Source organism: Bartonella sp. AP30XZML (assembly GCF_042195945.1).
In the GTDB taxonomy this organism is placed as follows: domain Bacteria; phylum Pseudomonadota; class Alphaproteobacteria; order Rhizobiales; family Rhizobiaceae; genus Bartonella.
This window is the reverse complement of sequence record NZ_JBHIPJ010000055.1, coordinates 26,113-45,038: the sequence shown is the minus strand read 5'-3', so window position 1 is coordinate 45,038 and position 18,926 is coordinate 26,113. Positions and strand designations below refer to the sequence as shown.

General features: G+C 37.8%; 16 protein-coding genes and 1 pseudogene. 14 read left to right on the top strand and 3 right to left on the bottom strand.

Features of this window, described 5'->3' with window-relative positions; all coding sequences use genetic code 11:
• Positions 1-1,341 precede the first annotated feature (1,341 nt).
• A complete protein-coding gene (locus ACFIL2_RS04285; RefSeq protein ID WP_375680096.1) occupies positions 1,342-2,343 on the bottom strand; it encodes a bifunctional riboflavin kinase/FAD synthetase in 1,002 nt (333 codons plus the stop codon).
• On the bottom strand, positions 2,343-3,188 hold the full coding sequence (locus ACFIL2_RS04280; protein ID WP_375680095.1) for a TIGR01459 family HAD-type hydrolase: 846 nt from the start codon (positions 3,186-3,188) through the stop codon (positions 2,343-2,345). Before ACFIL2_RS04280 ends, ACFIL2_RS04285 begins: the two co-directional genes overlap by 1 nt.
• A gap of 1,194 nt (positions 3,189-4,382) precedes the next feature.
• Between ACFIL2_RS04280 and ACFIL2_RS04275 the strand changes: the two genes are divergently transcribed.
• Both ACFIL2_RS04275 and ACFIL2_RS04270 read left to right on the top strand, forming a co-directional pair.
• Complete coding sequence (locus ACFIL2_RS04275) at positions 4,383-4,736, top strand: helix-turn-helix domain-containing protein (RefSeq protein ID WP_375636854.1); 354 nt, start codon at positions 4,383-4,385, stop codon at positions 4,734-4,736.
• Positions 4,737-5,373: 637 nt separating this feature from the next.
• Positions 5,374-5,561: pseudogene (locus ACFIL2_RS04270) on the top strand (integrase); the annotation flags it as partial.
• A gap of 1,488 nt (positions 5,562-7,049) precedes the next feature.
• On the opposite strand, the gene ACFIL2_RS04265 reads toward ACFIL2_RS04270, so the two are convergent.
• Complete coding sequence (locus ACFIL2_RS04265) at positions 7,050-7,775, bottom strand: hypothetical protein (protein ID WP_375676823.1); 726 nt, start codon at positions 7,773-7,775, stop codon at positions 7,050-7,052.
• 398 nt (positions 7,776-8,173) lie between these two features.
• Here ACFIL2_RS04265 and ACFIL2_RS04260 point away from each other — a divergent pair, with 398 nt between their 5' ends.
• From ACFIL2_RS04260 to ACFIL2_RS04205, 12 genes are all read left to right on the top strand, one after another.
• Positions 8,174-8,494 (top strand): TrbC/VirB2 family protein, encoded by a 321-nt coding sequence (locus ACFIL2_RS04260; RefSeq protein WP_375634396.1) that lies wholly within the window; start codon positions 8,174-8,176, stop codon positions 8,492-8,494.
• Complete coding sequence (locus ACFIL2_RS04255) at positions 8,495-8,803, top strand: type IV secretion system protein VirB3 (protein ID WP_212112790.1); 309 nt, start codon at positions 8,495-8,497, stop codon at positions 8,801-8,803.
• A gap of 22 nt (positions 8,804-8,825) precedes the next feature.
• Positions 8,826-11,180, top strand: a complete 2,355-nt coding sequence (locus tag ACFIL2_RS04250; protein WP_375634398.1) for a VirB4 family type IV secretion/conjugal transfer ATPase — start codon at positions 8,826-8,828, stop codon at positions 11,178-11,180.
• Positions 11,177-11,662 carry a type IV secretion system protein VirB5 gene (locus ACFIL2_RS04245; protein ID WP_375634362.1) on the top strand — a complete coding sequence of 162 codons (486 nt, stop codon included), beginning with the start codon at positions 11,177-11,179 and terminating at the stop codon, positions 11,660-11,662. Before ACFIL2_RS04250 ends, ACFIL2_RS04245 begins: the two co-directional genes overlap by 4 nt.
• Positions 11,649-12,635 carry a type IV secretion system protein gene (locus ACFIL2_RS04240; RefSeq protein WP_375610597.1) on the top strand — a complete coding sequence of 329 codons (987 nt, stop codon included), beginning with the start codon at positions 11,649-11,651 and terminating at the stop codon, positions 12,633-12,635. The genes ACFIL2_RS04245 and ACFIL2_RS04240 overlap by 14 nt, the downstream gene beginning before the upstream one ends.
• A 210-nt stretch (positions 12,636-12,845) precedes the next feature.
• Positions 12,846-13,148, top strand: coding sequence for a type IV secretion system protein VirB7 (locus ACFIL2_RS04235; protein WP_375634364.1), 303 nt, complete (start codon positions 12,846-12,848; stop codon positions 13,146-13,148).
• Positions 13,102-13,806 (top strand): virB8 family protein, encoded by a 705-nt coding sequence (locus ACFIL2_RS04230; protein WP_375610599.1) that lies wholly within the window; start codon positions 13,102-13,104, stop codon positions 13,804-13,806. The genes ACFIL2_RS04235 and ACFIL2_RS04230 overlap by 47 nt, the downstream gene beginning before the upstream one ends.
• A complete protein-coding gene (gene virB9, locus ACFIL2_RS04225) occupies positions 13,803-14,669 on the top strand; it encodes a P-type conjugative transfer protein VirB9 (RefSeq protein WP_375681690.1) in 867 nt (288 codons plus the stop codon). Before ACFIL2_RS04230 ends, virB9 begins: the two co-directional genes overlap by 4 nt.
• The gene (gene virB10 / locus ACFIL2_RS04220; protein ID WP_375612191.1) at positions 14,662-15,822 is read left to right on the top strand and encodes a type IV secretion system protein VirB10; all 1,161 of its coding nucleotides are present in this window, start codon (positions 14,662-14,664) and stop codon (positions 15,820-15,822) included. The genes virB9 and virB10 overlap by 8 nt, the downstream gene beginning before the upstream one ends.
• On the top strand, positions 15,819-16,889 hold the full coding sequence (gene virB11, locus ACFIL2_RS04215) for a P-type DNA transfer ATPase VirB11 (protein ID WP_375662381.1): 1,071 nt from the start codon (positions 15,819-15,821) through the stop codon (positions 16,887-16,889). Before virB10 ends, virB11 begins: the two co-directional genes overlap by 4 nt.
• A gap of 65 nt (positions 16,890-16,954) precedes the next feature.
• Positions 16,955-17,170, top strand: coding sequence for an antitoxin VbhA family protein (locus ACFIL2_RS04210; protein ID WP_375610603.1), 216 nt, complete (start codon positions 16,955-16,957; stop codon positions 17,168-17,170).
• 10 nt (positions 17,171-17,180) lie between these two features.
• Positions 17,181-18,815 carry a BID domain-containing T4SS effector gene (locus tag ACFIL2_RS04205; protein WP_375681689.1) on the top strand — a complete coding sequence of 545 codons (1,635 nt, stop codon included), beginning with the start codon at positions 17,181-17,183 and terminating at the stop codon, positions 18,813-18,815.
• Positions 18,816-18,926: the final 111 nt, after the last annotated feature.

Sequence of the window (18,926 nt, the reverse complement as noted above, 5' to 3'; positions counted from 1 at the left end):
TTAGCAAAACAAGGATATTCCAGCATTTTATTTTACCTGTGGGACCTGATATCCTATGCAAAGAACAACAAAAGCCTGAAGCTGTTATTTTCATGATTTAAGAGATATTGCTCTGGACCCTTTTGAAAGTGGCAAACCCGAATGTAAAAAAGACTGTCATCTGGACTGATTTTCCCCTTTATAACTTCATATTTTTCCCCAATAAGGCTGTAAACCGGTTTCAGAGATTATCCAAATGAATATAGCAATAGACTCTCCCCATCTGGTATACAAAAGCTGTAACAGTAGAGAGAGGACTAAAGCGCCTTAATCCTTATCTCAAACATACTGCTCGCATTGAGAATCGCTAAACAAAAAGTTTTATGAGAAAAACAACACCATAAAGTCATGAATAGACCGAACATAGATTGGAAAGATGTTCTAACTTTTATCCAATATTTCTATCAAAAAACAACAAAACATTATTGGCTTTGTGTTTTCATATCCTTACAAGACTGTCTTTCCTTTTCATTATGGGCGTTACATTTGTGAAAGACAAAGGAAATATATGGATAGTTTTTAACTTGAAAATCTGAAAGATTGACGTGTTACGACAACAAAATTGTGCCTTTATCCATCAAAAGCATTAGAAATTTTGAAACAATACACCTGCTTTCTCGCAATGATTTCTTTTATCTACAATCAATCGCAGTCTCCTTAATATGCATTCCCCATCACAATATACAAGAGAAACGAAACTTAAAGCATTTTCCAGCAGCTTCATTCTCGTTTACGTGATTGGTTAGCACGAAAACTGCTGCTAACCACTGATCTTCTTCACAAGACTCGACAAACAAAACTTTTTTAAAAATATTCATTACATAATACAAAATATCACATGCGTAAGGTTACACGAACCAACTCTCATCATAAACGATGATACGGCATAAATGACATAATAAGCCAAATTAGAAAAAAGAAACAATAACCTTTTAAAATAAAAAAAGTCATCAATTAAATTTTATCAAACTATAAGCTTAAAATCGCAAGAAATTTTAAAAACAGCCTTTCTCCTTCTTCACGTCTATTATTGCTAAATAGGCTGGTTGCTTATTCTTTACTGCATCTTTTATGACGAGTTTTAACGGATCAGAAAGAAACAAGCAGTAAAGTTTTGAATGACAACAAAAACCATAAAGTTAACTTTGAAAAAAATGATGCCAAAATCAGATCTTCAGATATTCGATTCTCCCTCTCAACAACGGAAAAAACATATATTCCACGATGTTTTGGAATATATCTTTGTGATTATAATCACTTTAAGTGCTATTTTTACAGCTCTTCTCTCTTTTTCAGATCAGTTTAGGACATATTTTTAAAAGTAAGCAGCCTATCCAACGTTGATAATGGTTGTACTGTCTTTAAAACTTCTTTTGCTTTTTTTTCATCACGATGCATTTGCGCAATCAAAGGTTCAAGCCCATCAAATTTTTCTTGTCCTCGCAAAAACTGGAAAAAAGAAACGATACAGCTTTCCCCATAAAGGTCGTCGTTAAAGTCAAACAAATAGGTTTCCAAAAGGGGCGCCCCATCCTTAACAACCGTTGGACGACAACCAAAGCTTGCAACACCATCATACAAAACACCGTTCGCACGACGCAAACGTACCGCATAAACACCATGAGCCAAACGAACTTGGGGAGGCAACATTTGATTAGCGGTAGGAAATCCCAAAAGACGTCCAAGTTTTTCACCTTGAATAATATTGGAGCGTATCCGATAGTGATACCCTAACAAATGGGCTGCTTTGTCCACTTCCCCTTGTGAGAGAAGTTGCCGAATAAAACTCGAGGAAATGATCAAAGATTGTGACTCTTGAGGACGAGCAACGCAAGGAACTTGCACAACCTCAAATCCATATTTCTCTCCCCTTTGGCAAAGAAGATGTACATTTCCACTTTTCTGATGACCAAATTGAAAATTTTCGCCTGTCACCACAACTGAAACATCAAAAACTTCCTTTAAAAACGACTTAATAAATTCGTCCGCTGAAAGAGCGGCAAACTGTGCATCAAAGGGCTGTTCAATCACGCCGTCAAAACCAAGGGTTTTAAAAATTTCAGCTTTTTCAGCTGCCTCTGTCAAACGATAGACAGGAGCTGAATGTTGAAAAAAACTTCTTGGATGGGGTTCAAACGTTAAAACAACAGATGGTTTCTTTTTTATACGCGCGAAATCAAGTGCTTTTTGCAACACCACCTGATGCCCACAATGAACACCATCAAAATTTCCAAGTGCCAACACTGCTTCCCGCCAAGCCGAGGGAAACATATGAATTCCCTGAAGACGCAAAAAATTAGTCATTACTGAAGTGCCCACATGATTGCTTGTGGTTTATAACCATGATGTTCAAGAAAAGAATGCAAAGCTTGCTTATCAACCTCACCCTTTTGCGTATAATCATAATGATGAATCCCCCCCATAATATAAAGGGCATCAAGACCAAAGTGAGCCGCCCCCTTAATATCCGTTAAAAGACCATCACCAATAGCTAAAACTTTACTTTTTTCTACTGTTCCCCGTATTTTTTGAAGTTTTTCAAAGGCACATTCATAAATAGGCGCGTGAGGTTTTCCAGCAATGCGCACTTCCCCCCCTAATTGTTGATAAAGACGAGCCAATGCACCAGCGCACCAAAATTCTTTATTTCCATAATGGACAATCACATCTGGGTTCGCACAAATAAAAGGTAAATTCCGCGACCGCATGCGACGAAACATCTCCTCATAAGCAGAGGGTTCTTCGTCAAAATCTTCAAGAAAACCGCTACAGACGACAACAGAAGCCTCCCATTCTTCAACAAATTCACACTCTAACCCTTCAAACAGCACCAAATCACGTTGTGAACCAATGAAAAAAACTTTACGTGGAGCAGTCTGAATAAGATCGCGCGTTACATCCCCTGAAGTGATAATGGCATCATAATAGTCGCTATGAACATTCATGCTTTGTAATTGAGCAGCAACATCTTCCCGTAGCCGAGGAGAATTGGTTAATAAAATGACAGTTTTTCCCATTTGTCGGATTTTATACAACGCCTTCAACGCTGGTTCAAATGCATGTACACCGTTATGCACAACACCCCACACATCACAAAAAACAGCATCATAATGCGCTATAATAGTCTCAATATGGGTAAGTTCATTCATGGAGCACCTATCTCTATTTGTCATTTAAAGCTGTCTTTTACTTCAAAACTACTTACCGAAAGATAATACTTGTGTCATCTGCTTTCTCAAACCATATCCCAACTTTTTATCGTCTATAGAGATCATAAGAAATGATAAAATAACTAAGTTATCATTAAGTTGTGCAAAATTCTAAAATGCTTGATAGCAAAAGCTTATCATTCCCCAATGCTCATTTTTCTCATAAAAATTTTAATTCTAACAACAACGACGTTGATAGAGTTTTTTATCTAAAATACTCAAATTCTTCACTGAGAAAATAAACGTATCCCCCTCTTAAAAACATGCATCATGAGAAAGCCCAATATATTTTCTCATTTCAAATTTGTTTATATTGAATCAATCAAAACCTTTTCGCTTACACATTATAAGCAGAGAGCGTACAGATAAAAACACGTGAAGAAAGAAAAAATAGCTCTTATGCTCCCTTTCAAGGCAAAAACTGTCGTAATATTTTGAACTGGCAGAGAGTATGTGCCGTCCGAGCATCTTTTTTTCAGTAAAGATAGCAATATAGCTTTTATCCCATTCATAGAGGCTTTTACGCTACATACTTTACGAAGCACCATTGTAAAATAGGCGCTAACATTGAGAAATATCTTCTAAAACAAACATGTGAACATACAACAATAAGATCTATAATGTTTTGAGTTTATTTTGCATGAGGGCTCTTTACTCATAAAAGCTTTCCCCTATCATCATGATATCTCAGACGCATCAAAACAAGTCATTTTGATTATTGGTTAAGGACAGCACCGTAAGCGGTGACTTGAGCTTAAAAACCAAGCTTTACCTTCGTAAAATGCATATCTGATGTCATGAGTTGAGTAAGCAATCCTTAAAACTTTGAAAGGCAAACAACCTCCTATTTAAAAAAATCTATCCGTCTCAAGAAAAACTATTTTTATTGCCAATCTCCTAAAATTACTTTATGAATCGAAAAATGTTTTGATCGCATACGCAACGATCAAAAGGGGTCTTGAAAACCCGAAACCCTAGCGTAAAAATAAACCCACTATGTGGGTATCCCGGAATTCCGGGAGATTTTGCTATGTCCAGGTGCTCCAAGCACTAAAAGCAAAATGCTGACTAGGGTTCAGTGTTTTCAAGCTCCCGGAATACCAATGCGAGGGCGCTCGCACCTGGAGGGGGAAAATGCAAGCTCAAAATCTTAATATTGATCTTTTTGTAGGCAAAAAAATTCGCTTTAGGCGAAAAGTGCTAAAAATGTCTCAAAAAACATTAGGGCATCATTTAGGTGTCACTTTCCAACAAATCCAGAAATATGAAAAAGGCTTAAATCGCGTGAGCGCAGGACGTTTAAAGGAAATTTCCGATATTTTGAATGTTCCACTTGCCTTTTTTTACACTGATATCATCAAAAAAGACAACACCCCGTACCATTATGATGAAATCGCCTCGAGCAAAGAGGAATATTTGCTTTTAAAAAGTTTTAGAGTCCTCACATCTGTCAAGCAGAAAGCGATTTTAAACTTAATTTGTGATTAAAATTAAAACGCTTTAAAAGCATAGCTATAAAGTGCTACACACCCTATTCTTGTCTTTCTCCCCACACCCCAAAAGGATGCCCCCCTCCTCAAACCGGTTGATAAACGATCCGCCTTCTCAAAAATAGCTCCTTCTCAGATTCCCATTTCATATGGTTCCTTTCACAAAATTATATAAACAAGCCCTCCCTTGAATATTCATCACACTCTCTTATCAAAACACCCCATGTATAAAGTTTTATGTCTTATATCACCACACCCGCAAACAATAGCGTTTTACAGCACAACAGAATAAGTATTTATCCGTATTTAAAGAGCGGCCCCCTTTTCTCTATGGACGCTCTATTTATTTTAAATGATGTACATTTAATATACCTGCTATTAAAGACTTAGTATCTGTTATAAAGTCTTAAAGGCATATTTTTCCTCTAAAATCTCAATGCTACACCAACTCTATCATAAGGCAAACATTGATTTATAATGATAATTCACTGTTTTGTATGTTGATTGAGAGGCTCGAATAACGTAAGATTCTCTCATTTCAAACCTGCTTATCTTGAATCAATCAAAATCATTCCCTTGCACGTCAAAAGCGGGATGAATGTGTGGATCAAATTTGTATAAGAAAGGATTAAAAAATGGCTCTTATGAACCGTCTTAATGCAAGATCTGTCGCAACATTGGGGGCTGGCAAATATAATGATGGCGCCGGCTTGCTTCTTCATAAGCGTAAAGATGGGGGGCTCAATGGATTTACCCTTATACCCTTTACGAACAGCGTCGCAAAATAGGCTTGGATACCTTGAGAGATATTTCTATAAGACAATGCTATCCAATTCTCTCATGATTATAATCCTCAATCTGATAAAGTTGAAACAAACAATAGGATTGCGAATATGATTTGGGGAGCTCATCTAAAAGATGAAAAATGATAAAAAATTCCGCTATAACAATTGAAGAAGCGAGCATTCGTTGAGCCGTAACTTCTTTATTTTAGAATTTTTATATCACACTTTACTGTTGAGTAATATATATTTATTAAAATACATGACCACGGTCTAGAGCATCAAGCTTTGGCGAGAAAAACATTTCAGTATCTGCTTGTAAGACATTTTGACAATTTTTAGATTCCTTAACAAATTGTCCTGAAAGAAAACACTTCGTTCCCCATTCTTCTCTTAATTTTGCATCTTTTTTTCAATCTTCTACGCTATAGTTTTTTTTCACACCCCAAGACGAATAATAGAGCCATGCATAATAAAATAATTTTTTTTCATTTTATCCCTCTTTAAATACCTTATCTGTTAATATTATCCCCCAAATGAGGGTTGAATTTTCACACTGTATGAGAATACAACCTCACTATCCACTTGCTTGCTTTCAAAGTGAACACTCTGAGTAAAGTAACGCAAGAAGAGCTCACAATAGCCATCGTATGAGTTTGTCATAAAATACAATAAGAAGGGAAAGAGCCCAAACTGAATACAAATGATGAAATCAGAAGGCGCATTAATGCTTTTGTTCAACTGATTTCAAATAGTTACATTGCAATAGGCATCGCCCCTAGCCCTATAGAAAGCCTATGAGCATTATAAGACTTAAGTCTCACGATCATTAAACCACAAAGCCATAACAAAAAAGTATGAGCTCTTTTTACCTATTTATATGTTGATTATTGTTCCCCATCGAAGGCCTAAATAGAAACGTTTTGTGATATATAGAAAACAATCAGCAATGCAAATCATTTTTACGAAGATTTCTTCGTGTAGAGTCTATTTGAAATCCATCCATCATTTGGAAGTCTGAATTTAAAAGCAGATAATTATGAAAGCTTTTCAAGGAAGGCAACAGATTGATCACTTTTAAAGAAGTAAAAAACGTGATCCAATCCTGAAGACAAAATTCTGATGAAAAAACTTTTGCTATGAATTCTTTTAAGGCATTGTGAAAGATTCTATCCATTATATTAAACGTTACACCATTTTTGGGGCTGTTCATTTTTTACTTTTATCAACACCGCTCTAGAAATCCGTTTCTTGAGCGTTTTTTATCGCCTCACTTTCTCCTTCAAACACAAATACTCAAAAATGCTTTGCCACCAACAATGACATTTTCCCGCTTTTATAAAACACATAAGTAAAAATAGAGAAGCGATTTTGAAAGCAACCCTCCCTTGAAAAGGGAAGTACCATCCATTTACTTCATAAACGAAAATAATCTCACCGTTTATTCAAATTTGCTCTACGATTTGGTACAATTTTATTGATAAAGTTTTCTCTATAAAAATTTAAGTAAATATGTTCATTAAAACCAATCATGGACTAGCAAAGGGATTATAGGATCCATTATCTCGCTGCCATTTTAAAGGTTCAGTGAAATCACTCGACCAAAGACCAATCTTGTTGCCACGTGCTTTTTCTTCCGCATGATGATACTGGGCTGGAATAGGATTTTTCCCCTCTTTTGAGAGTACCAACATACCTTCTGTAAGACCTGCCTCAGCTAAATCAACCCCTTGAACAAAACATTGCGCATAATAAACACCATTGTGCATCAAAGCCTGTTTACAGGATAAATCCTGCCCAAGTGTTTTGGTGACAAGCCAAGCCGTTGTAACCGCACCACAGGGCCATTCTTGATCATTTAATCTTGCTTTTTGACGGGGTGCACATGTGTCCACACCATAAAGATGAATATCACGGGAGATATGTGAGCGCCAAGATTGTGCAGCAGGCGTCAGTAATTTAAATGTAACCCCACTTGTAACAGAAGCCTTACCATGAAAAACAACAGCATTATTTGCAACATCATTTAATGAAACACTCTTCTGCAAATCGAGAGCTGGTTCATTTTTTTCTAATTGCTGTTTGGTGATAGATCTACCCAACTTTTTTTCTTCTCGATAGAGATCGACAATATCTTGGATATCTTGCGTCTCAAATGTTTTAAGAATGCTGAAATCCATTTTATCTTTATATTGGCTTAATCCCCACACTGTCGCCCCCATAATGTAAATAATAACAATCAATTTAAATAGCATCTCTTAACACGCTCGCTCAAAAAATTCGTTTTTTTCCTATCATGTCAGATTATTGATCAGCAATCCCCTTGTTTTTAAAGAAAAAATCCAAATATAAGTGTTGCAGATTAACTACATTTTGTAAAGAATGATATTCTTTCTTTCATTATTTTAATATTGTTATTTTTACCAATATACACAACTTAAAATTGCCATTTTCATGTAACACAATCTGAATTTGAAAAGACTTCTGTCTCTTTACGAAGAAGAGCTTGAGAGTGAACAGATCCACGATCAAGGCTTTTAAAGCAAACAAACGAGAAGAATTAAACTGTCATCAAATGACAGCACTCTTTAGTTTGTTAGAGGCAATGGAATGTCGACATATGAACAAATATTATTTGTTAAAGAGAGGTAAAATGACAGATAATAGATTCCAAAACATCATTTTTATCGTGACCATGCTGCTTTTTACGGCAGTTTTTGTATCTGATCTTTCTTATGCTGCTTCTACTACTGGTGGAGGTGGTCTGGGAAATCTTGATGGTGTTTTAGGCAACATTGTCACAATGATGACGGGTCCAACGGCAAGGCTCATTGCAATTATATGTGTTGCTGCTGTGGGGATTGGCTGGATGTACGGCTTTATTGATTTACGCAAAGCAGCTTACTGTGTTCTGGGGATTGCTATTGTTTTTGGTGCCCCTGCTCTCGTCACTAAATTAGCGGGCACAACATAAATGAACGAAGATACTCTTTTCCTTGCCTGTACGCGCCCGGCCATGTTTGCTGGTGTTACAATGGAAGCGATGGCGCTTAATGTCATGGCAACATCCATTCTTTTCATTTTAACCAGTGATTTTACCATGTTTGGTCTTGGGATTGGGATGCACTTTATTTTGCGAGAAGTGACAAAGTACGATCACAACCAATTTCGCGTATTATTTGCATGGCTCAATACCCGAGGAAAACAAAAAAACCTCAACAGATGGGGAGGAGGTTCAACCTCCCCTTTACGCCTTATCCGCACTTATAAGGAACTAAGCTGAAGGAACGAAACTGGTGAAACAGATGTCAATAATGAAACGGGAAACTTTGCCTGAAGAATATATTCCCTATATACGCTACATCAACCAACATGTCGTTGCTTTAAATTCACGCTGTTTAATGGTTGTGATGGCTGTTGAGGGTATAAATTTTGACACTGCGGATATTGATCAATTAAATTCTTTACACAACCAATTAAACACCCTTTTTAAAAATATCGCAGACGAACGGCTTGCTTTATATTCTCACATCATCCGCCGCCGTGAAACGATATACCCAGAAGGTCATTTTCTTTCATCTTTTGCAACAACATTAGATGAAAAATATAAAAAGAAAATGGTTTCGCAAGAACTGTATAGAAATGATCTATTTATTTCACTGCTTTGGAATCCGGCCGCGGATAAAACAGAAAAGCTGGTTTCATTTTTTCAGCGCTTGAGCAAAGCCAAGAAAACACAATCTGAGCCCGATGAGGAAGCTATTCGTAAACTCGAAGAGTTAAGTCAAGATCTTATGCAAGGTTTGGAAGAGTATGAAGTCCGTCTACTATCAATCTATGAACATGAAGGACTTTTATTTGCCGAACAAAGTGAATTTCTCCACCAGCTAGTGGGGGGAAGACGTGAGCGTATTCCTCTCACATTTGGAACTATTGCTTCAACAATTTACTCGGATCGTGTTATTTTTGGGAAAGAAATTATCGAAATTCGCCATGAAAGCAATGAACGCTTTGTGGGCATGTTTGGATGGAAAGAGTATCCTTCTAAAACACGCCCAGGTATGACTGATGGTCTGCTTACGGTGCCATTTGAATTCATCTTAACACAATCCTTTGTTTTTAAAAGTAAGGCAGCCGCCAGTGCGATTATGAGCCGCAAACAAAATCAAATGATCAATGCAGCTGACCGTGCTAGCTCACAAATCGATGCACTGGATGAAGCGCTAGATGATTTAGAATCAAACCGTTTTGTTTTGGGAGAACACCACATTTCTTTAGCTGTTTTTGCTGATCATCCTAAAATATTGTCTGAAAACTTATCAAAAGCACGTTCCCATTTAACCAATGGAGGAGCCGTGATTGCCAGAGAAGATTTAGGATTGGAAGCAGCATGGTGGGCACAACTTCCTGGAAACTTTAGCTATCGTGCGCGTTCAGGCGCCATTACCAGCAGAAATTTTGCCGCTTTATCGCCCTTCCATTCTTTCCCTGTTGGCAAACTGAACGATAATGTTTGGGGAGCTGCTGTCGCATTGCTAAAAACACAGGCTGGTTCACCTTACTATTTTAATTTTCATTATGGCGATCTTGGAAACACATTTGTTTGTGGTCCATCAGGATCTGGTAAAACAGTGATTGTTAATTTTCTTCTTGCACAATTACAAAAACACAATCCAACAATGGTTTTTTTTGATAAAGATCAAGGAGCAGAGATTTTTGTACGGGCTGGAGGAGGGAAATACAAACCTTTAAAAAATGGGCAACCCACGGGTATTGCTCCCTTAAAGGGCATGGAATACACCGAAAAAAATAAAATATTTCTTCGTAATTGGATCTTAAAGCTGGTAACCGCTGAAGGGCAAATCGTAACGGAAGAAGAGCGACAAGATATCGCCAAAGCCATCGATTCCTTAGAAAACTTACCCCCAACCCAGCGCTCTCTTGGTGCCCTTCAACTGTTTTTTGACAACACATCCAAAGAAGGGATTGCCATACGGCTGCAACGCTGGATTAGAGGCAATGATTTAGGATGGGTTTTTGATAATGACCAAGATGATCTCAATTTAAATGCGCAGTTCATTGGCTATGACATGACCGATTTCTTAGATAATGAAGAAATTCGACGCCCCTTAATGATGTATCTCTTTCACCGCATTCTTGATTTGATTGATGGGCGGCGCATCATTATCGTCGTTGATGAATTCTGGAAAGCTTTAGAAGATGATTCATTTAAAGCTTTTGCGCAAGATCGGCTAAAAACAATTCGTAAACAAAATGGCATGATGCTCTTTGCAACACAAAGTCCTAAAGATGCTTTGAACTCAACAATCGCGCACACAATCATTGAGCAATGCCCCACCCAAATATTTTTTCCAAATCAAAAAGCAAATTACAATGATTATGTCGAAGCTTTCAAACTTACTGAGCGTGAATTTGAACTGATCCAATCAGAGTTAAGCAGAGAATCCCGTCGTTTTCTCATCAAACAAGGACAAAGTTCCGTCGTTGCAGAACTTAACTTACGTGGAATGAATGATGAGATCGCCGTTTTAAGCGGCACAACAAAAAACATTGAACTCATGAATGAAATTATCAACGAATATGGAGCTGCCCCTGACAAATGGCTGCCCATATTTTATCAAAGGAGAAAAAATCAATGAAAAAATATGGCTTAGTTACACTGTTATCTTTTTCTTTTATTTCTCATGCAATAGCGCAAACAACACCCGATGTAGATGAATATTATAAACAAGCACTCGAGAACACACAAAAATTAAATACTGCAAAATCTGAAACAGCTGAAAGCATTTATAAAAGTGCAACTGATACTGCAAAAAAAATTAAAGACATAAGTCAAGAACTTGAAAATATTAAATCAAAACCAGAAACAAAACCAGAAGAATTGCAAGCCCTTCGACAAGAGATTCAAGTAAAACTTTCTCTTCTTCAAGCAGGTCTTCAAGTAAGTTCTTTAAAACTTCAGTCTCTTGATATGATTCAAGCAAGAGATACGAAAACAAAAGATGAGCTACGTGAAGAAAAGGAACAACAAAAGCATAAATATCTTGAGGCACAATTAAAAGAAAAAGAAAAGAAATTAAAAGAAAAACTTGAAAGTACGAGTACAAATGTCAGACTTTAGTTTTTCTCCCTTTGAAAGCGTTTCTGGGTATATTTTAAAACCCCTCGATAATGTGATGGACACAACGGTGAGTGGGCTGTCTTCTGCTATTTCAGCGCCCTTAAATCTCGCCGCAATCATTTTTATCTTTCTTTATGGCTATAATGTTATGACAGGTCGCGTTGCCCTTTCCATGCATAGTCTTCTCAATAATGTTGTTAAAATCGTTGTTGTTACAACAATGGCAACGAATGCGGATACATTTAATACTTATGTCAAGGATATTTTCTTCAATGATTTATCCAATGCTATTGGGAATGCGCTTAACAGTAATCCTGCAAGCTCCAATGTTTTTGATTATATTTTGTTAAAGGCAAGTTCGCGTTATCAAGAAGTCTTATACAATGCTTGGTTTTTTGAAAAGATCATTGTAGGTCTTCTTGGTTCTATCATGCTTCTCGCGGTTATTCTTTTTTGTATAGGTGGTTTTATTGTGCAAATGTTTGCACAAGTTGCACTCGTCATGATTATAGGTCTTGGTCCTCTATTTATTAGTTTGTATTTGTTCAATGCAACGCGAAAATACTCCGATGCATGGATTACAACTTTGATCAATTTTACCATTTTACAAGTTCTCGTAATCATGCTTGGAACCATTATATGTCAAGTTATCCTACAGGTTCTCAAAGTTTCATATGAATCAATTTACGTTCTTTTTCCCCCTGTCATCGTCATTTCGATCATAGGAGTTATTATCTTCCGTGCGCTTCCTGGTATTGCAACAGCGCTGGCCTCTGGCGGACCATACTTTAACGCTGGTGTCTCTTCAGGAGGACAGATTTTTACAATGCTTTCCAATGGTGCAAGAGCGAGTGGCAATGCAGTAAAAAGTGCCACTTCACAAATCTCAGGAGCTGCCGGTAACGCTGTTAGAAGTGCGGCAGGGGCAGCAGCAAAAGCAGGTAAATCTGGAGGCGGTCGTGGTCGATTTTAAGATAAATCACCTCTTTAAAAGAATAAGCATTTTTGTTTTTGCCTTGTGTGCGCCCTTTGGCGCACACGCCATGATCCTGTTCCAAATAAGATCTAACATCTTGGGTCTAACAACAAAACCAATCAAAATCTTGCATCACATAAACTTGTAAAAATGTTCAGAACAAAGGCTCTCATGCATTGTATTCCAAGATATTTGTGAGTTCAAAAAATGAAACGAAAAATAACTTTTGTTATGGTCCTAACAATCGCTCTTACTGGTTGTGCCTCTTTGAGTGTCCCTAAAAAACCACCACGCTGTAATGGCAAACATACACGTGCTTTAAATAAAGATAAGTGGAATTGGGACAATAAAAACATTGTCTACCCAGAAAAGAGCGTAAAGCCTGTTACCACTCCCATCATTCTCAATACTTTGGAAAGTGAAAAAATAACAGCCAATTCAGCTTTATTAAAGCCGGTTATTCATGAAGCACGATCTGATAAAACTGTGGAGGTTATGCGTGAAAAGTGATGCCCTTGAAGAATATATAAAAGAAGCGCGCTCATTTGACATTGATCGCATGCATAGCATGCGCGTGCGGATGAAAATCTCCATGGCTTTAACAGTGCTTTTTGGATTGATGACAATTGCGCTGGCTTTAGCTGTCGCAGCTTTGACGCCGTTGAAAACGGTAGAGCCTTTTGTTATCCGCGTTGATAACTCAACAGGCATTATTGATACTGTAAGCGCCCTAAAAGAATCCCCTAACGACTATGATGAAGCGATAACGCGTTATTTTGCCAGCCAATACGTTCGCGCTCGTGAAGGTTTTCAAGCATCAGAAGCAGAAAACAATTTTCGCTTAGTCTCTCTTTTATCTTCTCCAAAAGAACAAAACCGTTTTGCAAAATGGTACGCGGGCAATAATCCAGAAAGTCCGCAAAATATTTATCATAACATGATTGCTACGATCACAATCAAATCAATCTCTTTTATAAGTAAAGATCTTATCCAAGTTCGTTACTATAAAACGATCAGAGACTTGAATGAAAAAGAAAATATTTCCCATTGGATTTCAATCTTAAATTTTTCCTACGTGAACGCACACATTTCAACGTCTGATCGTCTTATCAACCCTCTTGGTTTTCAAGTATCGGAATATAGATCTGATCCAGAGGTGATAAAATGATCAGACTTTTACAAACAATCTCTTTAATTTTTACGATCACTGTCAGCTTTCACACAGCTCTCTCACTTGCGGAAACAGCGCCTGTCAGTGCACGTAAAGATAACCGCATCAGATTTGTCAATTATGACCCCTACAACGTCGTACAAATCATTGGCTCCATTCGCTCTTCGGTTCAACTAGAATTTGCCGTTGATGAAGAAGTAACCTATGTAGGAATTGGAAATTCGGTTGCTTGGCAAGTTGCACCGGCTGGACACTTTGTTTTTCTCAAACCACGTGAAGTTCAGCCTGTGACAAATTTACAAATTGTCACAAGCCGCCAAGATGGAACACAACGCTCTTATCAATTCGAGCTACAAGTCCGTGAAGGCGATGTTTCAGCCGGCAATGAGACGTATTTCTTGGTAAAGTTTCGTTATCCAGAAGATGAAGCCTTACGTAAGAAATTAGCCGAAGCAGAAAAAGAAAAACAACGTGAAGAAAACTTTGTCAATGATATTTTAAATATCCATGAAGATTTTGGACCACGCAATTGGGCTTATGAAGCTCAAGGCTCATCTCTTATTGAACCTGCTTCTGTCTATGATAATGGGAAAACAACAACCTTTACCTTTTTAGGCAACATTGAAATCCCTGCCATTTACATTGTATCGCCTGATGGGCAAGAAGCGCTTATTCCCAAATCGATTAAAGGCAACAAGGTTATTGTTCATGCAACAGCTGCACAATTCACGCTACGACGTGGGAATGAAGTATTGTGCATCTTTAACAAAAGTTTCGTACCAAAAGGAATTAATCCTGAAACAGGTACGACATCACCATCTGTACAACGTAAAGTGAACCTAGGAAGCAGCCATGAATAACACCGTGGATGAAAAAAGCATTAATGATCGCGATACAATAAAAAATGCTCAAGGGAAAAGTCAACAGAACAATGTGGGGAAAGCTATTGCTCTTATTATTCTTTTCAGTGTCTGTCTTTATTTAGCCTATTCAACACTTGTTACAGACAAAAAGCAACCAATTGAATCCTCAAAAGAAGGAAAAGTTATAAAACAAACAGAGCTTTTTCATCCTGCAAAGCCTACCCCTCCCCCCTTTGAACAGCCTCAACGAAATAACGCTCTATTACCAAAAGTCGAGCTACCAACACCAAACATCAATCAATTAAATTCTGATGACTCACTGCTGGAGGCAGCACAACGTGCTCCTGTATTAGCTTATGCAAGTACACAACAAGGCAAAATAGATTCACAAACAAATAATGGTGCTTTGCCTCACCAACTTGAAAGTAAACCTGATGAAACGACACAACGTTTTAATCATCTTCTCAAACCCACAGTGCTTGAAGGTATTCGTGCTTCAACCCTTGGCAATCGAAACTACATCATCGCGATGGGAACTTCTATTCCTTGTATTTTAGAAACAGCCATCAACAGTGATCAACAAGGTTTTGCCAGTTGTATCATCTCCAGAGATATCTTATCAGACAATGGTCGTGTTGTGCTTCTTGATAAAGGCACCCAAATTGTTGGTGAATATCGCGCCGGATTGAAAAAAGGCCAAACACGTCTCTTTGTACTATGGAATAGAGCAAAAACCCCTAATGGTATCATTATATCCTTAGCTTCACCGGCAACGGATGCTTTAGGGCGTTCTGGTATGGATGGAGATATTGATAACCATTGGCTCGAGAGGATTGGGTCTGCGCTTCTTGTCTCACTAATAAAAGATGCAACACACTATGCCAATAAACGTTTATCAAAAAAACAGGAAAAAGAAGAAACTGAAACAATTTCTTCAGGACAAAACATCGCAAACATTCTCGTAGAAAATTACGCCAATATTCCTCCAACATTATCCAAAAACCAAGGGGAAATGGTGAATATCTTTGTCGCCCGCGATTTAGATTTTTCCAGCGTTTATAAATTGAAAGTCATCGAAAACAAAAAACAGATTATCAATCGAGCTGTTTCAAGAAACTTTTACAAAAATTCGGCGGTAACTTTAGAATGAACTCAAACTTACATACCATGAGCGATGAAACCGTTGCGATTGTTCTCACAAAACTTGAACCCATCAGTGCTTTTTTGAAAGATGAGAGACTCTTTGAAATTGTTATCAATCGTCCCTATCAAGTCATGACTGAAGGATTTGATGGATGGAAAACAATAGAAGCACCGGGGCTCTCTTTTAATGAGCTTATGGGGATTGCGAAAGTTGTAGCATCCTATTCCAAGCAAAACATATCGGACAAAAACCCAATATTATCTGCAACGCTACCAGGCAATGAGCGTATTCAAATTGTCATTCCACCCGCTGTCGAAAAAGACACGATTAGTATGACAATTCGCAAACCGTCATCGCAGAGTTTTTCTCTCGAAGAGCTCGCCAAGAAAGGCCTCTTCTCGCTCTGTGAGCAAGTCTCTTTCACACCCTTGAATGACTATCATTCTCGTTTTAACGAACTCAAAATCATCGAGCATAAATTAGCCAATGCCTACTGTAATAAAGACTTTGTCTCTTTTTTAAATCAAGCTGTAGAATGCCAGAAAAATATTTTAATTGCGGGAAAAACCGGTTCGGGTAAAACAACATTATCAAAAGCATTAATCGCCAAAATCCCTCAAGAAGAGCGTATTATCACCATTGAAGACACGCAAGAATTGGTGATACCACACCCTAACCATGTCTCAATGTTCTATTCAAAAGATGGACAAGGCTTAGCCTCCGTTGGCCCCAAAGAGTTACTTGAATCATCTTTACGGATGCGTCCTGATCGTATTCTTTTGCAAGAACTTCGAGATGGTACAGCCTTTTATTATATCCGCAATGTCAATTCAGGCCATCCAGGTTCCATTACGACGGTTCACGCATCAACAGCACTTGCAGCCTTTGAGCAGATGACCCTTTTGGTCAAAGAAAGTGAAGGCGGTGGTGATTTAGAGCGTGATGATATTCGAGGACTGTTGATTTCAATGATTGATATCATCATCCAATGCAAACGGATTGAAGGAAAATTTAAGGTCACAGAAATTTATTACGATCCCTTCAAACAACGAAACATCTTTGGAGGTGAGTAAAAGAAGATCACACCGGCTGCCAAAGGCTCTTTTAAAGCAACGATTGCAAATAAGAGAAAAAATGCATGAAAACCAACGAAACAGAAAATAGAGAAAATCTTTTATCGATGACAGAAGAAGAATTAAAAAAACGCCGTGAAGCCGTTGAAGCAGCCATCAGCACCCATGCGATAGAGGGAATAGCGCTTCATCCTACAACACTCAAAATTTTAGAAGAATACGCAAAGGGGAATATTTCACTCGAGGAATTTAACACTCTTATGGACAACGTAAAATTATAAGGAAGCTACAATGCCAAAAGCAAAAGCAAAGACAAAAAATATACAGACAGTTTCTCCCCATCATTATGTCTACCCAAACACCACAACACTCAAAAATAAATATGGAATAAAAGACTTAAAATCCTTTCTGGAGAAATGCTCACATGATACAGCAGAAGCAATGGTTAATCTGCGTGAAGCCCCCTTACCAGAAAAGTTTGATAGCTCCTATCTATGCTCTATTCATCACCACTTATTTAAAAATACCTTTGAATGGGCTGGATATCTGCGCCATCTCCCCTTTACATTTGAAGATGGCACCATAGCCGCTATGCCCGAAATGAAAAGAACAGGATGGGAAAATCCTTTTGCACTCGGTGATGAAATCCAAGACGGTTTACAAAAATTAGATCAAACGCTTGCCGAAAAAGATAATTTGCAAGGCTTAACGCGTGAGAAATTTAACGCTGAAGCAATAAGCTTATTTAACGCCCTTAACCAACTTCATCCTTTTAGAAAAGGAAATGGACGTACACAACGGGTCTTTTTTGAAAAGCTTGCTCAAGCAGCAGGGCATCAGCTTGATTTTTCACTGATTACAAAAGAACGCATGATGCTCGCCAGTGTTGCTGTAGCAGAAAATGGTGATCTAGAACCAATGCAACATCTGTTTGAAGATATCTCTAATCCCAATAAAATACTTCTTTTAAAGGAATTCATGAGCAACATGAAAGAACTTGGGCGCAATGTTAATGATCGTCCTGTTATGGTTGCAAAAGAAGGTGAAACTTACACGGGCACCTATAGGGGTGCTGGTTATGATAGCTTTGCTTTCAATGTGAAAGGCGCTTATATCATCGGTAATAAAGAGCATCTCACACAAGAACAACTCAAAACATTAAAACTCGGTAACAAATTTACCTTTACAGTCCCAAAAACAAAAGAGCTTGAAAGCATTCTCATTCCACAAGAAAGATTAGCTCCTTTGACAGAAAATGAAAAAGCCGAAATGATTGCTGAAGATTCTTGCGTACACACAAGCTTAAAACAGATCCAGAAATTGGCAAAAATTGTTTATGGTAACGAAAAAATATTAGACAAACAGATAGTAGAGATCATCAAAAATCCAAGCTTAGGCCAGCAGCTCGCCAACCAGATTGAAAGAGCACCGTACTCTATTTCTCATCTTGCAGGTTTCAGTTTATGTGGACTACAAAATCAGGCACGCGCAAACGCTAAAAATCATCTTGAGATGCTCTGTACTGCCGTTGCAAATTTCACGCATGCTGTAAAATATGCTGAAAAGGAAATTACGCAAGAACATGCAACAGAACAAAGTCGCCTTGCAAAAATGGTAGAAATGCCAAGTCAAAGCTTGCAAAACCTCTTCGCCTTGCCAAAAGAATTACAGCAAGAAGCTTTAGCAAAAAATCCTTTATGTCAAAAAGAGCTCAGCAACTTTGTAAAAAAGATCAACACCCGTCTCTCACCAAATGAACATAAAGCAGTCCAAAATAATGAGTATGAAACACTAGCTCAAAGCATTGGTGTATCAGAAAGTAAAGCTAGGCAAATTACAGAAATTATTAAGCAAACCAAAGAAGTACATCAACGAGCACAAATATGCACAATGCATCGTTCCCAAGCATTTGCTATGGCCTGCTAAGAATAGATAAAACCTTCCTTCTTCATGAGAAGAGCTCATAAACGAAAACTGTTTGGAGCGTTATCTGCACCTTTGCAAAAAAGAAAGAGTGTTAATATCACACACCTAAAA

Excerpts from the sequence above, each read along its gene's own strand:
- ACFIL2_RS04285 (WP_375680096.1), bottom strand. The coding sequence starts at position 2,343 with ATGACTAATTTTTTGCGTCTTCAGGGAATTCATATGTTTCCCTCGGCT.
- ACFIL2_RS04280 (WP_375680095.1), bottom strand. The coding sequence starts at position 3,188 with ATGAATGAACTTACCCATATTGAGACTATTATAGCGCATTATGATGCT.
- ACFIL2_RS04275 (WP_375636854.1), top strand. The coding sequence starts at position 4,383 with ATGCAAGCTCAAAATCTTAATATTGATCTTTTTGTAGGCAAAAAAATT.
- ACFIL2_RS04265 (WP_375676823.1), bottom strand. The coding sequence starts at position 7,775 with ATGCTATTTAAATTGATTGTTATTATTTACATTATGGGGGCGACAGTG.
- ACFIL2_RS04260 (WP_375634396.1), top strand. The coding sequence starts at position 8,174 with ATGACAGATAATAGATTCCAAAACATCATTTTTATCGTGACCATGCTG.
- ACFIL2_RS04255 (WP_212112790.1), top strand. The coding sequence starts at position 8,495 with ATGAACGAAGATACTCTTTTCCTTGCCTGTACGCGCCCGGCCATGTTT.
- ACFIL2_RS04250 (WP_375634398.1), top strand. The coding sequence starts at position 8,826 with ATGTCAATAATGAAACGGGAAACTTTGCCTGAAGAATATATTCCCTAT.
- ACFIL2_RS04245 (WP_375634362.1), top strand. The coding sequence starts at position 11,177 with ATGAAAAAATATGGCTTAGTTACACTGTTATCTTTTTCTTTTATTTCT.
- ACFIL2_RS04240 (WP_375610597.1), top strand. The coding sequence starts at position 11,649 with ATGTCAGACTTTAGTTTTTCTCCCTTTGAAAGCGTTTCTGGGTATATT.
- ACFIL2_RS04235 (WP_375634364.1), top strand. The coding sequence starts at position 12,846 with ATGAAACGAAAAATAACTTTTGTTATGGTCCTAACAATCGCTCTTACT.
- ACFIL2_RS04230 (WP_375610599.1), top strand. The coding sequence starts at position 13,102 with ATGAAGCACGATCTGATAAAACTGTGGAGGTTATGCGTGAAAAGTGAT.
- virB9 (WP_375681690.1), top strand. The coding sequence starts at position 13,803 with ATGATCAGACTTTTACAAACAATCTCTTTAATTTTTACGATCACTGTC.
- virB10 (WP_375612191.1), top strand. The coding sequence starts at position 14,662 with ATGAATAACACCGTGGATGAAAAAAGCATTAATGATCGCGATACAATA.
- virB11 (WP_375662381.1), top strand. The coding sequence starts at position 15,819 with ATGAACTCAAACTTACATACCATGAGCGATGAAACCGTTGCGATTGTT.
- ACFIL2_RS04210 (WP_375610603.1), top strand. The coding sequence starts at position 16,955 with ATGAAAACCAACGAAACAGAAAATAGAGAAAATCTTTTATCGATGACA.
- ACFIL2_RS04205 (WP_375681689.1), top strand. The coding sequence starts at position 17,181 with ATGCCAAAAGCAAAAGCAAAGACAAAAAATATACAGACAGTTTCTCCC.